The 17497-nt window shown below is 72.7% G+C and carries 17 protein-coding genes; 8 read left to right on the top strand and 9 right to left on the bottom strand.

Features of this window, described 5'->3' with window-relative positions; all coding sequences use genetic code 11:
• Positions 1–4: 4 nt before the first annotated feature.
• The 5 genes from Q1K33_RS04325 to Q1K33_RS04345 are packed head-to-tail and all read left to right on the top strand — an operon-like array spanning position 5 to position 6078.
• On the top strand, positions 5–1642 hold the full coding sequence (locus Q1K33_RS04325) for a prenyltransferase/squalene oxidase repeat-containing protein (protein WP_300401029.1): 1638 nt from the start codon (positions 5–7) through the stop codon (positions 1640–1642).
• A complete protein-coding gene (locus Q1K33_RS04330) occupies positions 1639–2625 on the top strand; it encodes a hypothetical protein (RefSeq protein WP_300401031.1) in 987 nt (328 codons plus the stop codon). Before Q1K33_RS04325 ends, Q1K33_RS04330 begins: the two co-directional genes overlap by 4 nt.
• Positions 2622–3695: an energy-coupling factor transporter transmembrane component T gene (locus tag Q1K33_RS04335; protein ID WP_300401033.1), complete on the top strand. Its 1074-nt coding sequence runs from the start codon at positions 2622–2624 to the stop codon at positions 3693–3695. The genes Q1K33_RS04330 and Q1K33_RS04335 overlap by 4 nt, the downstream gene beginning before the upstream one ends.
• The gene (locus Q1K33_RS04340) at positions 3692–5272 is read left to right on the top strand and encodes an ABC transporter ATP-binding protein (RefSeq protein WP_300401035.1); all 1581 of its coding nucleotides are present in this window, start codon (positions 3692–3694) and stop codon (positions 5270–5272) included. The genes Q1K33_RS04335 and Q1K33_RS04340 overlap by 4 nt, the downstream gene beginning before the upstream one ends.
• Positions 5269–6078, top strand: coding sequence for an ECF transporter S component (locus Q1K33_RS04345; RefSeq protein ID WP_300401037.1), 810 nt, complete (start codon positions 5269–5271; stop codon positions 6076–6078). Before Q1K33_RS04340 ends, Q1K33_RS04345 begins: the two co-directional genes overlap by 4 nt.
• Here Q1K33_RS04345 and Q1K33_RS04350 read toward each other — a convergent pair.
• The 6 genes from Q1K33_RS04350 to Q1K33_RS04375 all read right to left on the bottom strand — a co-directional run bounded on the left by Q1K33_RS04350 (position 6071) and on the right by Q1K33_RS04375 (position 10613).
• Positions 6071–6442, bottom strand: coding sequence for a hypothetical protein (locus Q1K33_RS04350; protein ID WP_300401039.1), 372 nt, complete (start codon positions 6440–6442; stop codon positions 6071–6073). The genes Q1K33_RS04345 and Q1K33_RS04350 overlap by 8 nt on opposite strands.
• Before the next feature lie 162 nt (positions 6443–6604).
• Positions 6605–7033 (bottom strand): hypothetical protein, encoded by a 429-nt coding sequence (locus Q1K33_RS04355; RefSeq protein ID WP_300401041.1) that lies wholly within the window; start codon positions 7031–7033, stop codon positions 6605–6607.
• Positions 7034–7140: 107 nt separating this feature from the next.
• Positions 7141–8349: a PQQ-dependent sugar dehydrogenase gene (locus Q1K33_RS04360; RefSeq protein WP_300401043.1), complete on the bottom strand. Its 1209-nt coding sequence runs from the start codon at positions 8347–8349 to the stop codon at positions 7141–7143.
• 4 nt (positions 8350–8353) lie between these two features.
• Positions 8354–9268, bottom strand: coding sequence for an alpha/beta hydrolase (locus Q1K33_RS04365; RefSeq protein WP_300401045.1), 915 nt, complete (start codon positions 9266–9268; stop codon positions 8354–8356).
• Between the two features lie 96 nt (positions 9269–9364).
• Positions 9365–9619, bottom strand: coding sequence for a hypothetical protein (locus Q1K33_RS04370; RefSeq protein ID WP_300401047.1), 255 nt, complete (start codon positions 9617–9619; stop codon positions 9365–9367).
• Between the two features lie 133 nt (positions 9620–9752).
• A complete protein-coding gene (locus Q1K33_RS04375; protein ID WP_300401049.1) occupies positions 9753–10613 on the bottom strand; it encodes an EamA family transporter in 861 nt (286 codons plus the stop codon).
• A gap of 82 nt (positions 10614–10695) precedes the next feature.
• Between Q1K33_RS04375 and Q1K33_RS04380 the strand changes: the two genes are divergently transcribed.
• The 3 genes from Q1K33_RS04380 to Q1K33_RS04390 are packed head-to-tail and all read left to right on the top strand — an operon-like array spanning position 10696 to position 13966.
• The gene (locus tag Q1K33_RS04380; protein WP_300401051.1) at positions 10696–11151 is read left to right on the top strand and encodes an SRPBCC family protein; all 456 of its coding nucleotides are present in this window, start codon (positions 10696–10698) and stop codon (positions 11149–11151) included.
• A gap of 43 nt (positions 11152–11194) precedes the next feature.
• Entirely contained in the window at positions 11195–12904 is a 1710-nt protein-coding gene (gene ilvD, locus Q1K33_RS04385) for a dihydroxy-acid dehydratase (RefSeq protein ID WP_300401053.1), read from the top strand.
• A 36-nt stretch (positions 12905–12940) separates the two neighbouring features.
• Positions 12941–13966 (top strand): hypothetical protein, encoded by a 1026-nt coding sequence (locus tag Q1K33_RS04390; protein ID WP_300401055.1) that lies wholly within the window; start codon positions 12941–12943, stop codon positions 13964–13966.
• A 152-nt stretch (positions 13967–14118) separates the two neighbouring features.
• Here Q1K33_RS04390 and Q1K33_RS04395 read toward each other — a convergent pair whose 3' ends face one another.
• The 3 genes from Q1K33_RS04395 to Q1K33_RS04405 all read right to left on the bottom strand — a co-directional run bounded on the left by Q1K33_RS04395 (position 14119) and on the right by Q1K33_RS04405 (position 17453).
• Positions 14119–14532 (bottom strand): VOC family protein, encoded by a 414-nt coding sequence (locus Q1K33_RS04395; protein ID WP_300401057.1) that lies wholly within the window; start codon positions 14530–14532, stop codon positions 14119–14121.
• Between the two features lie 138 nt (positions 14533–14670).
• On the bottom strand, positions 14671–15870 hold the full coding sequence (locus Q1K33_RS04400) for a GNAT family N-acetyltransferase (protein ID WP_300401059.1): 1200 nt from the start codon (positions 15868–15870) through the stop codon (positions 14671–14673).
• A gap of 32 nt (positions 15871–15902) precedes the next feature.
• Positions 15903–17453: a carboxyl transferase domain-containing protein gene (locus Q1K33_RS04405; protein ID WP_300401061.1), complete on the bottom strand. Its 1551-nt coding sequence runs from the start codon at positions 17451–17453 to the stop codon at positions 15903–15905.
• Positions 17454–17497: the final 44 nt, after the last annotated feature.

Consider the following 17497-nt stretch of genomic DNA (forward strand, 5'->3'; position numbering starts at 1 on the left):
AACCATGAGCCACCTCCGTCGCCTCTCCCTGGTCGCCGTACCAGCCCTGGCGCTGTCCACCCTGGCCTTCGTGCCGGCAGCGCCGTCGTCGGCCGCCGAGCCGGACCCGACCCCCGTGTCCAACGGTGTCGACTGGCTCGCGGGCCAGCTCACCGACGGACTGATGCACAACGACCAGTTCGACTTCGACGACCTCGGCCTGTCCACCGACACGGGGTTGGCGATGGCCTACCTCGACGAGACCGACACCGCCGGCGACATCGCCGACGCCCTCGCGCCGCGCATCACCGAGTACTACACCTACGACGTGGGCAACAGCGACGGCCCGCTCGTCGGCACCCACGTCAGCGCGGGCTCGCTCGCCAAGGCTGCGGCCTTCGTCGACGCCGCCGGCGACGACCCCACCGACTTCGGTGGCCACGACCTGATCGCCGAGCTCGAGGACCGCGTCAGCACCGAGCCCGGCACCGAGGGCCGGATCGGCGACGTCTTCTTCCCCGACGAGGCCTTCGAGGCCGACTTCTCCAACACGCTGGGCCAGTCGTTCGCGGTCAACGCCCTCGACGCCGAGGGCTCCGTGCTGACCGACAGCGCCACCGACTTCCTCCTCGCCCAGCAGTGCGAGGAGGGCTTCTTCCGCCTGTCCTTCGCGGCCCCCGACGCCGCGGACCAGACCTGTGACGGCGACGCGGCCTCGTCCGCCAGCACCGACGTCACCGCGCTCGCGGTGCTCAACCTCGCCTCGCAGAGCGACGACACCGACATCCAGGCCGCCATCGACACCGCGCTGGCCTGGCTCGACGACACCCAGGGCGCCGATGGCTCCTTCGGCAGCGACGGCGAGATCACCACGCCCAACGCCAACAGCACCGGCCTGGCCGGCTGGGCCCTCGGCGACGCCGGCGAGACCGACGCCGCCACCGCTGCCGCGGTGTGGCTGCGTCAGCACCAGGCCGACGACTTCGGTCCGTGCACGACGGGCCTCACCGCCGAGACCGGCGCCATCGCCTACGACGACGCTGCGCTGAGCACCGGTCGCAGCGAGGGTCTCGACGTCGCCGTGCAGGACCAGTTCCGCCGCGGTACGGCGCAGGCGCTGCCTGCGCTGCTGTGGGCGCCGGCCGGCACCTACTCGACCGAGCCCGTCTCCACCGACGGCTTCGTCCGGGCCGGTTCGACGCAGCCCGTGTATGCGGACGCGGTGGCCCCGGGCCAGACCGTGTGCTTCGCCCTCGGCGCCTCGCAGACCCTCGTCCACGCCGACCTCGACGGCAACGCTGCCGGCACCGTCGAGCTGCCCGGCGGTTCGGGCACGCGCGTCTACGACGTCGGCCTCACCGACGGCGTGCTCGGCACCATCACCTTCAACGCTCTCGCCGCCGAGAAGCTCGGGCTCAAGCTCAAGAAGGCCAAGGTCGCCAAGAAGAAGAAGCAGAAGGTCGTCGTCAAGGGTCTTGCCACCGGCGAGAGCGTCCGCGTCCTCTACAAGGGCAAGGTCAAGGACGAGGGCACCGCCGGCGGCAAGGGCCGCTTCGTCACGACCTTCAAGGTCGGCAAGCAGGCCGGCAAGCAGAAGGTCAAGGTCCGCGGCGAGTTCGGCAACCGCAAGGCCGCCGAGAAGTTCCGCGTCAAGGGTCGATGACCCTCGGGTCACGCCTCTCCGGGCGTCGTACGACGAGCCTCACCGCCGCGGTCCTGCTGACCGCGGCGGCGGGGCTGGTCGGCGCGCTCGGTGTCTCCGCTCCGGCGCGGGCCGCCGACTGCGCGTCGAGCGGGGTGACGGTGATCGCGGACTTCAACCAGCTCGGCGGTGGCGTCGTGACCTCCTGCGACGAGGAGGGAGCAGGAAAAGCGGCATCGGACCTCTTTCCTGATGCCAAATTGCCTCTGTCGTACGCCACGCGGCAGCCTGGCTTCGTGTGCCGTGTCTCAGGCAAGCCGGCGAGCGACCCGTGCGTCAATACGTCCCCCGCGAGCGCCTACTGGGGACTGTGGTGGTCCACAGGCGACCCCGGCAGCGCCTGGACCTACTCGACCCTTGGGGCTGGATCGTTGAAGGTCCCTGCGGGGGGACTGGTGGCGCTCTCCTGGGACGAGGTCGACGGCGACGCGAAGCCGAGCGCGTCGGCCAGCCGCCCCGCGGCACCCACGCCCAACCCGACGCCGACCCCGGCTCCCACGCCTGCCCCGACGACGGGCGGCTCGCGTGGTGGCCAGGGAGGTAACGATGGCAACGGTGGCAACCAGTCCGGCTCCGGCGGGACCTCGGCGACGCCCACCCCTGCCCCGCAGGCACCCGAGTCGACCGACGACCCGACCGCCGACGAGTCGGCGACCCCGAGCGAGGCCGCCGGCGACGACGCCCAGGAGACGAAGCGCGGGAAGAAGCAGCGTGGTCCGATCGAGGACGGCGACGCAGAGCCCACCGCCGACGCGACGCCCGAGGTCGACGACGTGCCCGAGGTCTCCACGACCGACCCGGCCCCCGTCGCCGCCGAGACCGAGGCGACCGGGGCCGAAGGCGACGGGCTGCCCGGCTTCGTCGCCCCCGCCCTGATCGTGCTGCTCTTCGGTGGCGCGGGCGTGGCCTGGTGGGTCCGGCGCCGGAGCCCGCTCGACTCGTGAGGAGCCTGCCCCGCGACCTGCATCCCGTGGCCTGGTGGCTGTGGGCGGTCGGGCTCGCGGCGGCGGCGTCGCTGACCACCAATCCGCTGATCCTGCTGATGATCATCGGAGTCGTCGGCGTGGTCGTCGCGGCCCGGCGCAGCGACCACCCGTGGGCGAAGTCGTTCCGCTTCTACGTCTGGCTCGGCGTCGCCGCGGTCTTCCTGCGGGTGCTGTTCCGCGTGGTGCTGGGCGGCGGCTACCCGGGCACCGTGCTGCTCGACCTGCCCGAGATCCCGCTGCCCGACGTCGTCCAGGGCATCAGCCTGCTCGGCCCCCTCACCCGTGAGTCCCTCCTGTCCGGCCTGTACGACGGCCTTCGGCTCGCCGCGATCATCATCTGCGTCGGCGCCGCCAACTCCCTGGCCAACCCCAAGCGCCTGCTCCGCTCCCTGCCCGCCGCCCTCTACGAGCTCGGCACCGCCCTCGTGGTGGCCGTGACCGTGCTGCCGCAGTTCACCCAGAGCATCCAGCGCGTCCGCGCTGCCCAGGCGCTGCGGGCGGGCGAGACCGGACGTGTGCGCCGGCTCCGGCGCTACCTGGTGCCGGTCCTGGAGGACACCTTCGAGCGCTCCCTGGCTCTGGCCGCCGGGATGGACACCCGCGGCTACGGACGCGCCGGTACGGCGACCCGCGCCGAACGCCGTACGACCGGAGCCCTGATGATCGGGGGACTCTGCGGCGTCGTCGTCGGCGTCTACGCACTCCTCGACCAGACCGCCCCGCGGATCCTGGCCGGACCGATGCTCGCCGTCGGCCTCCTCGTCGCACTCGCCGGCCTCGTCGTGTCCGGCCGCCGCGTCGAGCGCACCCGCTACCGCCCCGACCGGTGGCGCGCCCCCGAGATCGCGGTCGCGGCCCTGGGCCTGACGGCCGGCGTGATCGGGTGGTGGGTCAACAGCGAGCAGATCGCGATCGCCTACCCCGACCTCAGCGTGATGCCGCAGGTCAGCCTCGCCGCGCTCGTCGCCGTCGCTCTGGGCGCGCTGGCCGCCCTGGTGAGCCCCCCGCCTGCGAGGAGCGCGCGATGATCGAGCTCCGCGGGATCAGCCTCGCCTACGACGACGCGCGCATCCTCGACGCCGTCGACCTCACCGTCGACGAGGGCGAGCTGATGCTGGTCTCGGGTCCCACGGGTGCCGGCAAGTCCACGTTGCTGGGCGTCGTGACGGGACTGGTGCCGCGCTTCACCGGGGGCGTGCTCACCGGCGACGTCCTGCTCGACGGCACCAGCATCATCGACACACCGCCGCGCGACCGGGCCCACGCCATCGGGTACGTCGGCCAGGACCCGGCGGCCGGCTTCGTCACCGACACCGCCGAGGAGGAGCTCGCCTACGGGATGGAGCAGCTCGGCCTGCCGCCCGAGACGATGCGCCGACGCGTCGAGGAGACCCTCGACCTCCTCGGGATCGCCGACCTGCGCCAGCGCGACCTGCACACCCTCTCCGGCGGGGAGCAGCAGCGCGTCGCGATCGGGTCGGTGCTCACCATGCACCCCCGCCTGCTCGTGCTCGACGAGCCCACCTCCGCGCTCGACCCCACCGCCGCCGAGGACGTGCTCGCCACCCTCACCCGGCTGGTCCACGACCTCGGGGTCTCCGTGCTGCTCGCCGAGCACCGGCTCGAGCGGGTCGTGCCGTTCGCCGACCGGATGGCGCTGTTCACCGGCGGCGGTCACGTCGAGGTCGGCTCGCCGGCCGACCTGCTCGCCGTCTCGCCCGTCGTACCGCCCATCGTCGAGCTGGGCCGCGCTGCCGGCTGGTCGCCGCTGCCGCTCACCGTCCGTGAAGCCCGCCGGGAGGCGCGCGGCCTCGACCTCATCCCGCCCGAGGCGGCACCCGAGAGCGCCATACCGACCGACGTCCTGCTCACCAGCTCGCGGCTCTCGGTCGCCCACGGGTCGCACGTGGCGCTCCGGGAGGTCGACGTCTCCCTGTCGGGCGGACGCGTGACCGCCCTGATGGGCCGCAACGGCGCCGGCAAGTCCACGCTCCTGTGGGCTCTGCAGGGCACCCGCAAGCGCCGCGGCGGCGTCGTCACGGTGGCCGGGCAGGACCCGGCCGCGCTCGAGCCCTCCGGACGCCGCGGGGTCGTCGGGCTGCTGCCGCAGACCGCCGGCGACGTGCTCTACCTCGAGACCGTCGCCGAGGAGTGCCTGGCCGGTGGGGGAGAGACCCGAGCCCTCCTCGACCGGCTCGTGCCCGGCATCGACGACCAGGCCCACCCGCGTGACCTCTCCGAGGGACAGCGACTCGCGCTTGCGCTGGCCCTCGTGCTCGCCGCGCGGCCGCAGGTGCTCTTGCTCGACGAGCCGACCCGCGGCCTCGACTACGCCGCCAAGCGCGCCCTGGCCCAGATCCTGCGCGACCTCGCCGAGGAGGGGCACGCGGTCATGGTGGCCACGCACGACGTCGAGTTCGTGGCCTCGGCGGCCGACGACGTGGTGGTGCTGGCCGACGGCGAGGTCGTCTCGGCCGGTCCCGTACGGCGTGTGGTGGCCGAGTCGCCGGCGTTCGCGCCGCAGGTCACCAAGGTCCTCGGCGCTCCGTGGCTGCGCGTCGACGAGGTCGTCCGCGCCCTGGCGCTGAGAGGCGAGTCGGCATGACGACCCTTCTCGACCAGCGCGCGGTGCCGTTGGCGCTGCGCTCCCGGGTGGTGCTCGTCATCGCCTCGCTCGCGGGGCTGCTGATGCTCTGCTGGCCGCTGCTCGTCCAGGTGCCCGCCGACGGCGGCGGCCGCACCGACCCGCCGTTCCTCTTCCTGCTGCTCCTGCCGCTGGTGATCGCGGTCGTGATCGCCGAGATCAGCGAGGGCGGCATGGACTCGCGCGTCCTGGCGATCCTCGGCGTGCTCAGTGCGATCAACGCGCTGATGCGCCTGCTCTCGGCCGGCACCGCCGGTGTGGAGCTGGTCTTCTTCCTGCTGATCCTGTCCGGGCGCGTCTTCGGCGCCGGGTTCGGCTTCGTGCTCGGGGTGAGCTCGTTGTTCGCCTCGGCCCTGCTCACCGCCGGCGTGGGTCCGTGGCTGCCGTTCCAGATGATGTGCGCGGCCTGGATCGGGATGGGTGCCGGGCTGCTGCCGCGACGGGTCACCGGGCGCTGGGAGATCGCGATGCTGGCCGCGTACGGCGTGGTGGCGGCCTACGCCTTCGGCCTGCTGATGAACCTCTCCGGCTGGCCGTTCCTGCTCGGCATCGCGGTCCCGGGCCACGAGGGCAACCTGTCGTACGTCGCCGGCGCGCCGCTGCTGGACAACCTGCAGACCTTCGCGGTCTACACCCTGCTGACCTCCACGAGCAGCTTCGACACCGGCCGCGCCATCACGACCGCGATCGCGCTGGTCGTCCTGGGCCCCAGTGTGCTGACCACCCTGCGGCGGGCTTCGCGCCGAGCGGTCGTCGCGGTCAGCTGAGCCGCTTGCGGGCGGCCTCGGCCGCCACCGCCACCTGCTTGGCGAACGCCATCGCACCGGTCACGCGCGCGTGCACCACCAGGTCCGCCGTGCGGAACGAGATGACCTTGTTGACCCGGCCGGGGGTCGCCTCGACGGCCACGACGTCGACGAGTGGCAGGGTCATCGCCGCCACCTCGGCGTCGCGTCGGGCCGGGACGAAGCTGAGGTGCAGCGCGGTCAGGGTCAGTCGCCCGTTGACCCACCCGCTGGCCGCCGGCGGCCGGAACCGTGCCCGGGCGGCGTCGTACCCCTGCTGCTCCACCGGCACGGGTCGCTCGACCTGGACGCTGGCGACCTTCGACCCGACGACGCCGTACGACATGGTGGACCGCCTCCGAGTGACGTGCCGGGAACGATGGCTCTCGGCGTGGGACTGCGTCCTCCATCGTCCAGGACGAACGACGCCGATCCGAGCATCGCCGCTGATCAGCGCCGAGCCCGGACGAATCCCGGACACCAGCGGGCGCATGGTGTGAGGTGAGTCTCAGCCCAACCGGCGGATCGGGGGTGTCTCGCTGGTGGATTGCTCGCGGGCAGCGGTCGCGGCAGCACGCCGACGGGTGGCCTCGACCGAGATGGCCACCCGCTTGGCGAAGGCCATCGCCCCGCTGACGCGGGCATGGACCAGCATCGTCTCGGTACGAAAGCTGACGACCTTGTTGATCCGTCCCGGACTGGCCTCGACCGAGAGGATGTCGGCGAGGCTGATCGTCAGCGCCTGGACTCCGCGGCCCGAGCGCGTCGGCATGAAGGACAGGTGCAGCCCGGTGAGCGTGAGTCGACCGGCAGCCCACGGCCCTGCCACCGGCGCGCGGAACCGCTCGCGCGCTCGGTCGTAGCTACGCTCCTCCTGCGGCACGATGGTCTCGACCTGCACCTGACCCGACTTCGTGGCCACGACGCCGTACGACATGCAATCACCCTCCCTGATGACAAGGCAGGGCTCCGAGTGCTCTGCCTACACCGGTACAACGAGCAGGAGACGCCGGGGATATCCACCCGCCCGGGTGACCTGCCCGGTCAGGGCCGGAGCCGGAGGATCCGGTCGTCGCCGTCGGCCGGATCGCCGCGGCCGTCGCGGTTGCTCGTCGTGACCCACAGGGTGCCGTCCGGCGCACGCGCGATGGTGCGCATCCGCCCGTAGTCGCCGACGAAGTACGCCGTCCGGTCGACCGCGCGCCCACCCTTGAGCTTGACCCGCCAGAGCCGCTCGCCGCGCAGCGCGGCCATCCAGAGGAAGCCGTCGGCGTAGGCCAACCCGGACGGGGAGGCGTCGGCCACGTCCCAGGTCTGCTGCGGGTCGGTGAAGCGGCGGGGGGCGTCGGGGCCACCGGTGCCCTCGACCTGCGGCCAGCCGTAGTTGCCACCGGCCACGATCTTGTTGAGCTCGTCGAAGGCGTCCTGGCCGAACTCCGAGGCCCACAGGTTGCCCCGCTCGTCGAAGGCGAGGCCCTGGACGTTGCGGTGGCCGAGGGTCCAGATGGGCGAGTCGGACGGGTTGTCGGGCGCCGGCTCGCCGTCGGTGGTGATCCGCAGGACCTTGCCGCCCAACGAGTCCCGGTCCTGCGCCAACGCCGGCGTGCCGGACTCGCCCGTCGAGACGTACAGGTAGCCGTCGGGGCCGAACTCGAGGCGTCCGCCGTCGTGGATGAAGCCGTTGGGGATGCCGTCGAGGAGCACCTCGAGAGGCGTGAGCCCGCCGTTGACGACCTGCGTGCGTACGACGCGGTTGTCGCTGCCCGTCGTCAGGTAGAGGTAGATGGTCTGGTCGGTCTCGAAGTCCGGGGAGACCGCGACGCCGAGCAGGCCGCCCTCGCCCTCGGGCGCCGCGGCGTCGAGCACGCCCAGGACGCTCACCCGGTGACGGCGCCCGCTGCTGATCCGCAGCACGCGCTGGGTGTCGCGCTCGGTGACGATCGCGTCGCCGTCGGGGAAGAAGTCGAGGCCCCACGGGGCGGCCAGCCCCGTCGCGATGGTGTCGACGACCTTGGGTGCGTTGTTCTTCGTCCCGTCGTTGCCCGGGGCCGGCGACGGGTCGTCGGTCGAGGTCGGGTCGGTGTTGGGCGCCTGCGGCACACCGGAGCCTTGCGGGCTCGGGGGCGCCGTGCCGGTCAGGGACACGGTGCTCTCGTTGCCGCCCTGGTCGCAGCCGGAGACGGCGAGGGCCAGGACGAGCGGCAGCGCCGCCGCGCCGGCCACACGTCGACGTCGGCGGCCCGAGGTCGCCACGGCGTCAGCCGACCCGGTCGAGGAAGTCGAGCAACAGCTGGTGGACGACCTCGGGCTGCTCCATCTGGATGAAGTGGGAGCCGCGCAGCTCCACGTAGATCCCCTCGCTGACGCGGGCCGCGGCGGTGGCCATGTCACGCGCACCGGCCAGCACGTCGAAGGTCGCGGCCACGAAGACCGCTGGCACGGTGATGCTGCTCAGTCGCACGCGGGCGTGGCGCGACGTGCTGAGGGCCAGGTGGAAGTACCAGTCGAGTGGCGTGGTGAGGAACTCCTTGACGGCCACCTCGGCCAGCTCGGGGTCGCGCAGCGGGAACATGAAGCCCGAGTGGGACAGCGCTGCGATCACCTTCGGGCCGACCGGGACACGCCGCGCGATCGGGGTCAGCGCCTTGCCGGCGACGGACATCACCCGGGCCAGGTTGACGGTGACGCCGTGCGCGACCACGTGCGGCACGCGGAGCGGGGCGAGCATCGTCGAGAAGGTGTCACCGGGGACGCCCGCGACGGCGAAGAGGCCGCGGACACGCTCAGGGTGGCGCGAGGCCAGCTCGAACATCGTGTTGACCCCCATCGACCACCCCATCAGGACCGCGGCGTCGATGCCGAAGTGGTCCATCACCGAGAGCCCGTCCTCGACGAGGTGCTCGATCTCCACGTGCGTGGGATCGGTCGGCCGCTCGGACCCGCCCACGCCGCGGTGGTTCCACGACACGACCCGTACGCCGCAGTCAGGGTCCAGCAGGGCGGGCCAGCAGAAGGCATTGGTGCCGAGGCCGTTGCACAGCACGACGGTGGGGCCGTCGATCACGTTGTCGGGGTCGTTGGTCCAGGCGCGCAGCATGGTCCCGTCGTCCGACAGGATGTCGCGGAACTCGAGCATGGACGTCACGTCGGCGCGGGCAGCAGACAGAGGCATGCGCCGATTGTGCCCGAGCGGTCCGCGTCTGGGAGCCGGACGGTCAGGATCGATCACGGCCGTGCGCCCCGGACCGGGGCGTCCCCGGCCTCCGGATCAGCCGTGAGCCGTGGCCGGCGGGGTCTGCCCGGCCGGCTCCGACGAAGCGGGGGAGTCGGCGGCGCCGGTCGATGGTCGGCGGCGCGACTCCAGGAAGTCGGCCACCTCCTCGCGCTCGATCCGGCGCTGGGCGCACGCCGTGGCAGCCACCATCGCGTTGCGGCGGGCCTGCTGCTGGGCCGCGACGGGCCAGTCGCGCAGGCGTGTCAGAAGCCCCGAGAGCGGGCTGACGAACGGCTGGTTTCCGAGCATGTCTCGACGCTAGTCCCTAGGGGTGACCCGCGTCATCACTCGTGCGTGACAGTTGGGTGAACTCACACGCTTCTCTCAGGCTGCCAACTCCCACCGGACCCACCAGGCCCACCCCACCCGACCCGCACCCGCTTCACGCGGGGACCGGCTCGGCGATCGTGCCGGACTGGCGGGTCGCGCCGATGCTGGCGACGATCACGCAGACCACCGCCACCCACTGCACCGGGCTCAGGAACTCGCTGAGCACCACGATGCCGACCAGCGCCGCGGCGGCGGGCTCCAGACTCATCAGGATGCCGAAGGTGGCCGCGCGCAGGCGCCGCAGGGCGACCAGCTCGCAGCTGTAGGGCACCACCGAGCTGAGCAGGCCGACGGCGGCACCGAGCAGCAGCACGTGCGGGCTGCCCAGGCCCTCGTCGAGCGCGGTGTCGCTCAGGGCGAGCAGCGGAGTCAGCAGCCCGGCCGCCACGACGCTGGCCATCGCCAGCCCGTCGAGGCCCTCCCACCGTCGACCGGTGGCGCCGCTGAGGAGGATGTACGAGGCCCACATGGCGCCGGCGATCAGGGCCCACAGCACCCCGACGGGGTCGAGGTCGCTGCGCTCGAAGCCGAGCAGCGCGACGCCGAGGCCGGCGAGCCCGACCCACAGCAGGTCGCGCGCTCTCCGGGACCCGACCACGGCGAGGGTCAGGGGCCCGATGAACTCGATCGTCACCGCGATGCCCAGCGGGATCCGGGCGAAGGACTGGTAGATCGCGAGGTTCATCAACCCGAGGCTGGCGCCGAAGCCGAGCACCACCAGCCAGTCGTTCGCCGTACGGCTGTGCAGGCGGGGACGGGCGTACGCCGCCAGCACCGCCGCACTCGTGACCAGGCGCAGCCACACGATCACGGTGGGGGAGACCTCGTCGAAGAGCGACTTGGCGACGCCCGCGCCCGCCTGCACCGACACGATGCCGATCAGCACGAGGACGATCGGGGACGGGAGGCGCACCGACCGATCGTAGGAGAGCCGGCGATCGGCGCCGGACCCAGGTTTGGGCGCCGTGGCGCCCGCGCTGTGCCACGATGCCGCCATGGGGTCCTTCGAGATCAGCCGCAGCACGTCCGTCGCAGCAGATCCAGCGCTGGTCCACGGGCTCGTCAACGACTTCCACGAGTGGCAGTCGTGGTCGCCGTGGGAGGGCGTCGACCCCGCGATGGAGCGCACCTACTCCGGCGCGGACAGCGGCGTCGGCGCGCACTACGCGTGGGCGGGCAACCGCAAGGCGGGCGAGGGGTCGATGGAGATCGTCGGCTCCAGTCCCGAGCGCATCGACGTCCGGCTGAGCTTCCTCAAGCCGTGGAGGGCAACCAACGACGTGGCCTTCGAGATCGCCCCGTCCGACGGGGGCACCGTCGTGACCTGGCGGATGTCCGGCGAGCAGCGAGGGCTGATGGCGGTGATCGGCAAGGTGGTCTCGATGGACCGCCTCGTCGGCAAGGACTTCGAGAAGGGCCTGGCCCGGCTCGCGGCAGTGGCCGAGGCCTGAACGCACCTGCGGTCCCGGCGACCCGGCGTCCTATCCTGAGTCCATGAGCGACGCACCCGGCCGGACCAGCGGACAGCCCGACATCAAGCCACGTTCGCGCGACGTCACCGACGGCCTCGAGCGGGCCGCGGCGCGCGGGATGCTCCGTGCTGTCGGCATGGGTGACGACGACTTCGCCAAGCCCCAGATCGGTGTCGCGTCCAGCTGGAACGAGATCACCCCCTGCAACCTGTCCCTGGACCGGCTCGCCAAGGCCGTCAAGAACGGCGTGCACGCCGCCGGCGGCTACCCGCTGGAATTCGGGACGATCTCGGTCTCCGACGGGATCTCGATGGGCCACGAGGGGATGCACTTCTCGCTGGTCTCGCGCGAGGTCATCGCCGACTCCGTCGAGACGGTGATGATGGCCGAGCGCCTCGACGGCTCGGTGCTGCTGGCCGGCTGCGACAAGTCGCTGCCGGGCATGATGATGGCCGCCGCCCGCCTCGACCTCGCCTCGGTCTTCCTGTACGCCGGCTCGACGATGCCCGGCCAGGTCGACGGCAACGACGTGACGATCATCGACGCCTTCGAGGCCGTCGGCGCCTGCCTGGCCGGCAAGATCACCCGCGCCGAGGTCGACCGCATCGAGCGCGCGATCTGCCCCGGCGAGGGCGCCTGCGGCGGGATGTACACCGCCAACACGATGGCGGCGGTCGCCGAGGCGATCGGGATGTCGCTGCCCGGAAGTGCCGCCCCGCCGGCCGTCGACCGTCGCCGCGACGGGTTCGCCCACCGCTCCGGCGAGGCGGTCGTGGAGATGCTGCGTCAGGGCATCACCGCGCGCCAGATCATGACCAAGCCCGCCTTCGAGAACGCCATCACCGTCGTGATGGCCCTCGGCGGCTCGACCAACGCGGTGCTGCACCTGCTCGCGATGGCCCGCGAGGCCGAGGTCGACCTGACCCTCGACGACTTCAACCGGGTCGGCGACAAGGTCCCGCACCTGGCCGACCTCAAGCCCTTCGGTCGCTACGTGATGAACGACGTCGACAAGATCGGCGGCATCCCCGTCGTGATGAAGGCGCTCCTCGACGCCGGCCTGATGCACGGCGACTGCCTGACGGTGACCGGGAGGACGATGGCGGAGAACCTCGAGGCGCTGGCGCCGCCGGCGCTCGACGACGACGTCATCCGCAAGCTCGACCGCCCGATCCACGCCACCGGCGGCCTGACGATCCTCACCGGGTCGTTGGCGCCCGAGGGTGCGGTGGTGAAGTCGGCCGGGTTCGACGAGTCGGTCTTCACCGGCACGGCCCGCGTCTTCGACGGCGAGCGCGCCGCGATGGATGCCCTCACCGAGGGAAAGATCGGCGCCGGCGACGTCGTCGTCATCCGCTACGAGGGCCCCAAGGGTGGGCCCGGCATGCGCGAGATGCTCGCGATCACGGGTGCCATCAAGGGCGCCGGCCTCGGCAAGGACGTCCTGCTGCTGACCGACGGTCGCTTCTCCGGCGGTACGACGGGCCTGTGCGTCGGCCACATCGCCCCCGAGGCGGCCGACGGGGGACCCGTCGCGTTCGTGCGCGACGGCGACCAGATCACCCTCGACGTCCTCAACCGCTCCCTCGAGGTCGAGCCGGCCGAAGGCTCCCAGGACTGGGAGGCGCGCAAGGTCGGCTGGGAGCCGCGGCCCCCGAAGTACACCAAGGGCGTGCTCGGCAAGTACGCCCGCACCGTGACGTCCGCCGCGCACGGTGCGGTGACCGGCTGAGCGCCCGGTGAGCACGGTGAGCACGGTGAGCACCGGGTGACGACGGCACCGTTCGCTCGCTCCCGCGGTGCCGCTCTCGCGCTGGTGGGGGTGGTCGCGCTGCTCGTCCTGGCCGCCGGGGTCGGGTTCTTCGAGGACTCCTCCGCGCCCGCAGATCCTTCGGCGGGCCCGACGGGGACCAGCTCACCCGGGACGGCGCCCACGGGCGAGCCCGGCGAGCCCGGCGAGCCCGTCGAGCCTCCTGGACCCGCAGAGCCGCGGACCCGGCGTACCCCCAACCCGCCACCGGCCCCCGGCGAGGGCATCTTCGGGCGCAACCGCACCCTGGTCGCCTACTACGGCGCCGCCGGGACCGGCGCCCTCGGCGTGCTGGGGGAGGGGCCGCCGGACCAGGAGATCGGTCGGCTCGAGCGGGCTGCCGCTGCCTTCGAGCGCCCCGACCGGCCGGTGCAGATCGTCTACGAGCTGATCGTGACGATCGCGGACGCCACCCCGGGGCCGGACGGCGACTACAGCCACGACGTGCCCCGGCGTGACGTCGAGCGCTACCTCAAGGCGGCTCGCCGACACGACGCCATGCTGCTGCTCGACATCCAGCCCGGCCGGGCCTCGTTCCCCGAGGTCGCCAAGCGGTGGGCGTGGGCGCTCGAAGACCCCCGTGTCGGCCTCGCCCTCGACCCGGAGTGGCGGATGGCGCGCGGCGACGTCCCGGGTCGGGTGATCGGCTCGGTCGACGCCTCCGAGGTCAACAAGACATCGCTGTGGCTGGCCAAGCTGGTGCGCCGCGAGCGGTTGCCGCAGAAGCTCTTCGTGCTGCACCAGTTCCGCACCAGCATGATCGAGCGGATCGACCGGGTCGCCGTACGCCGCCGGCTGGCCACCGTGCAGCACGTCGACGGCTTCGGCACCCAGCAGCAGAAGATGGCGACGTACGACGCCGTCCTGCGGCCACAGAAGTTCCACCCCGGCTTCAAGCTGTTCTACGACGAGGACGTCGGGCTGATGGCGCCCGCGCGAGTGCTGAAGGTCCGCCCCCGGGTGCGGTTCGTCAGCTATCAGTAGCGGCCTCATCGTCGCCGCAGTCCACGCGGATCGCGTCAGGCCGCGCGCCTCGGCTCGGTCGGGGGCAACGGGTCGTGTGCCTGAGAACGGTCCATGAGTCGCTCCCAGGCACACGACCCGACCCGGGAGGGTGCCCTGCGCGGACCACCCGGTCACTGCACCAGCAGGCAGAAGGGGTGGCCTGCGGGGTCGGCGAGCACGTAGAGCGGCTCGTCGTGGTCCTGCGCGCGGTCGTGGAGCAGTCGGGCACCCAGCTCCTCGGCCCGTCGGCGGTGCCGCTCGAGCTCCTCGACACTGCTGACCGTGAAGTCCAGGTGCATCTGCAGGGGCACGTCCTCGGCCGGCCAGGTCGGCGCCGTGGTGTCGCGCTTCTCCTGCACCGCCAGCACCCGGCGGCCGTCGTCGTCGAGCAGGACGAGCCAGTCCGCGTCGTCGGGGGCGCCGTCGCCCGGCGGCTCCTCGCCGTCGCGGTAGTGCAGGCCGAGGAGCACGCGGTAGAACTCCGCGAGCCTCCGACAGTCGCGCGCATCGATCGCGGTGTGCAGCAGCCTGGGGTGGTCGGGCATCGGGTCACCTTTCGTCGGTCCGTGGTCGAGGTGGTTGTTCGGGTCACCGGGTTTCGACACGCTCGGTCACGGGCTCGTTCCTCGCCCGTGCTCGCTGCTCAACCACCGACGATCACGCCCTCGCGAGCTCGGGCGTGATCAGAAGTAGTCGCGCACGTGCAGCGGACGACCGCCCAGGAGCGCGTCGAGCACCCGGTCGTGGGTGTCGGGGCCGGCGAGGTGGTCGAGCATCCGCAGGTTGGCGCATGACTGCGCGCCGGCGAAGACGAGGGCGAGCCCCTGCGTGGTGAACGTCGGGACGTCGCCGGCCACGGCCACCCGTCCGCACGTCGCGGTGCCGTTGCTGACAGTGATGCGGAAACCGCCGTCGGCGCGTCCGAGCCGGTCGCCCGCGACGGCGAGGTCGATCTCGATGTCGCCCAGCCCGGGCAGCGTCGGTGCCGCCACCGTGAGGGCGCCGGCGAGGTCGCTGACGCGCAGCATGTAGGGGTGACGCGCCACGACGCGCCAGGTGGCGGAGGGGAGGACCAGCCGCGCGGGGTCGTGACCCGACGACGAGAGCCGGGACCGCCCGGCGACCGAGGAGAACGACCCGAACATCCGCCACAGGGCGCGGTAGCCGTCCAGCGAGGCCGCGAGCAGGTCGTGCACCTCCAGCACGGAGGTGGCCGGGTCGTAGTCGGCGCCGCGGTCCCACGTGGCGTAGCCGACCACCTGGTCGTCGGCGTCCACGGCCAGGCTGACTGCCGTGGCTTCGTCGAGGAGCTCGGCGTCCGTGGTGGCGAACCGGGGGCCGGTGCGGGTGAGCGGGCCGTTCTGCGCCGCTGCCCACCGGTCGTAGAGCGCCCGGACGGCGGGGACGTCCTCGACGCGGGCCCGTCGGGTGCGCGTCGCCGTCGGTGGTCGCACCCCGCTCAGCTCGGCGGTGGCGACCTCGACGGTGTCGAGGCTGGTCACGACCTCGTAGCCGAGCGAGCGATAGATGCCGTTGGCGGTCGGGTACAGCGTCGAGAGCACCTCGCCCCGTTCGGCCGCGGCGCCGAGCGCGGCCTCGAAGAGCGGCTGCAGCAGCCCCGCCCCCCGACGCTCGGGGGCGACGGTGACCCCGGCGATCCCACACGTGGGCACCCGGCGCCCGTGCCACCAGGACTCGTAGGTGTGCCCCACGACCCGGGCGACGAGTTCGCCGTCGTCGACGGCACCCCACACGTCCCGACCCTGAGGCAGCGAGGTCGGGGCCTCGGGCGGGGTGGCCGGGTACGGCGGCGTACCGAACGCCTCGGCGCCCAGCCGGAACTGCGCCGCATGGTCGTCGAGGGTCAGGGTGCGGATGTCCACGCCGCAACCGTAGGGCCGCGGCGAGCCGTCGGCTACCAGGTGTCGACGGTGCGCCCGCTGCCGCGAAGCCGTCCATGACGAGCGGCGGCGTCCAGCAGGCGCACCAGGACCCCGCGCGTCTGAGCCGGGTCGATCACGTCGTCGATCTCGAAGTGCCGCGCGACGTTGAGCGCCGTCGAGTGCTGCTGGGCGTACGCCGTGAGCTCGCGCACCTGCGCCTCACGCTCCTCGGGGTCCGCGATCGCCTCGAGCTCGCGTCGCATCGAGAGTCGTACGGCACCCTCCAGGCCCATCGCCCCCAGGTGGGCGCCCGGCCAGGCGAGGGTCATCAGCGGCTCGTGGGTGCTGCCGCCGAGCATCGCCTGCGCGCCCAGTCCGTACCCACGACGCAGCACCACACCGATGAGCGGCACCTCCATCGCCGCCGCGGCGACCAGCAGCCGGGAGGTGTGGCGGACCAGGCCGGTGCGCTCGGCCTCGGCGCCGACCATCATCCCCGGGGTGTCGACCAGGGAGACGACGGGGAAGCCCCACGCGTCGCAGAGCTGGAGGAACCGCGCCGCCTTGTCGCCGGCGTCAGCCGTGATGGCGCCGGCCATGTGGCGGGTGTCGTTGGCGAGGAAGCCGACGCTGCGCCCCTCGATGCGTCCCAGGGCGGTGTACACCTCGGGGGCGAACGCGGCGCGGAGCACCGTCACCGAGTCGACGTCAGCGATGGCCTCGAGGATCGGCTCCACGGCGTACGACGTGCGCTCGCCGTCGGGCACCGCGTCGCGCAGGCCGACCTGCTCGGCCTCGCTCGGCGCCGACCAGTCCTCCTCGCGCCCCAGGAAGTAGCCGACGAGTGCGCGGGCGGCGTCCACGGCCTCGCCGTCCTCGACGGCCAGGTCGACGACCCCGTTGGCCGTCATCACGTCGAGCGGACCGACGTCGGCCGCGGCCACCTCACCTAGCCCGCCGCCCGCGATCATCGCCGGCCCGCCCATGCCCAGCGACGCCTGGGGCGTCGCCACGATCAGGTCCGAGCACCCGGCGATGACGGCGTTGCCGGCGAAGCAGTTGTCCTCGACGACCGCGATCCGCGGCACCTTCCCCGACAGCCGGGCCCACGCGGCGAACGTCGTGACGTCGAGCGCGGAGACGAGCGGGATGTCGGTGTCCCCAGGTCGCCCGCCGCCGCCGGCGGCGAAGAACACGGTGGGCAGGGCCAGCCGCCCGATGACGTCGAGGAGCCGGTCGGTCTTGCGGTGCCCGCGCATGCCCTGGGTGCCGGCCATCACGAGGTAGTCGTAGGACAGCACCGCGACCTGGTGCCCGTCGATGGTGGCCAGGCCGCCGACGATGCCGTCGGCGACGGTGCGGTCCAGCAGGTCGTCGTCCGAGCGCTTGTCGGACTGGGCGGCGGTGACGAACCGGCCGTACTCCACGAAGCTGCCCGCGTCGACCAACGCCCCGATCTGCTCACGCGCAGTGCGGCCGCCCCGCGCGTGCAGCTTCTCGACCGCCTCGGGTCGCGCGGCGTCCTCGGTGAGCGCCTTCCGGGCGAGGACCTCGAGCAGCGCTGGCCTGATATCCGATGGCATGGGCGCGAGTGTAGGAGGAGGATCCGGGCGCGGTCCCTCACCTG

The organism is Nocardioides sp., assembly GCF_029937575.1.
Taxonomy (GTDB): domain Bacteria; phylum Actinomycetota; class Actinomycetes; order Propionibacteriales; family Nocardioidaceae; genus Nocardioides.

What these genes read in the sequence shown, in the direction of transcription:
- Q1K33_RS04325 (WP_300401029.1), top strand. Translation starts at nt 5, where the DNA reads ATGAGCCACCTCCGTCGCCTCTCCCTGGTCGCCGTACCAGCCCTGGCG.
- Q1K33_RS04330 (WP_300401031.1), top strand. Translation starts at nt 1,639, where the DNA reads ATGACCCTCGGGTCACGCCTCTCCGGGCGTCGTACGACGAGCCTCACC.
- Q1K33_RS04340 (WP_300401035.1), top strand. Translation starts at nt 3,692, where the DNA reads ATGATCGAGCTCCGCGGGATCAGCCTCGCCTACGACGACGCGCGCATC.
- Q1K33_RS04345 (WP_300401037.1), top strand. Translation starts at nt 5,269, where the DNA reads ATGACGACCCTTCTCGACCAGCGCGCGGTGCCGTTGGCGCTGCGCTCC.
- Q1K33_RS04350 (WP_300401039.1), bottom strand. Translation starts at nt 6,442, where the DNA reads ATGTCGTACGGCGTCGTCGGGTCGAAGGTCGCCAGCGTCCAGGTCGAG.
- Q1K33_RS04355 (WP_300401041.1), bottom strand. Translation starts at nt 7,033, where the DNA reads ATGTCGTACGGCGTCGTGGCCACGAAGTCGGGTCAGGTGCAGGTCGAG.
- Q1K33_RS04365 (WP_300401045.1), bottom strand. Translation starts at nt 9,268, where the DNA reads ATGCCTCTGTCTGCTGCCCGCGCCGACGTGACGTCCATGCTCGAGTTC.
- Q1K33_RS04370 (WP_300401047.1), bottom strand. Translation starts at nt 9,619, where the DNA reads ATGCTCGGAAACCAGCCGTTCGTCAGCCCGCTCTCGGGGCTTCTGACA.
- Q1K33_RS04380 (WP_300401051.1), top strand. Translation starts at nt 10,696, where the DNA reads ATGGGGTCCTTCGAGATCAGCCGCAGCACGTCCGTCGCAGCAGATCCA.
- ilvD (WP_300401053.1), top strand. Translation starts at nt 11,195, where the DNA reads ATGAGCGACGCACCCGGCCGGACCAGCGGACAGCCCGACATCAAGCCA.
- Q1K33_RS04395 (WP_300401057.1), bottom strand. Translation starts at nt 14,532, where the DNA reads ATGCCCGACCACCCCAGGCTGCTGCACACCGCGATCGATGCGCGCGAC.
- Q1K33_RS04405 (WP_300401061.1), bottom strand. Translation starts at nt 17,453, where the DNA reads ATGCCATCGGATATCAGGCCAGCGCTGCTCGAGGTCCTCGCCCGGAAG.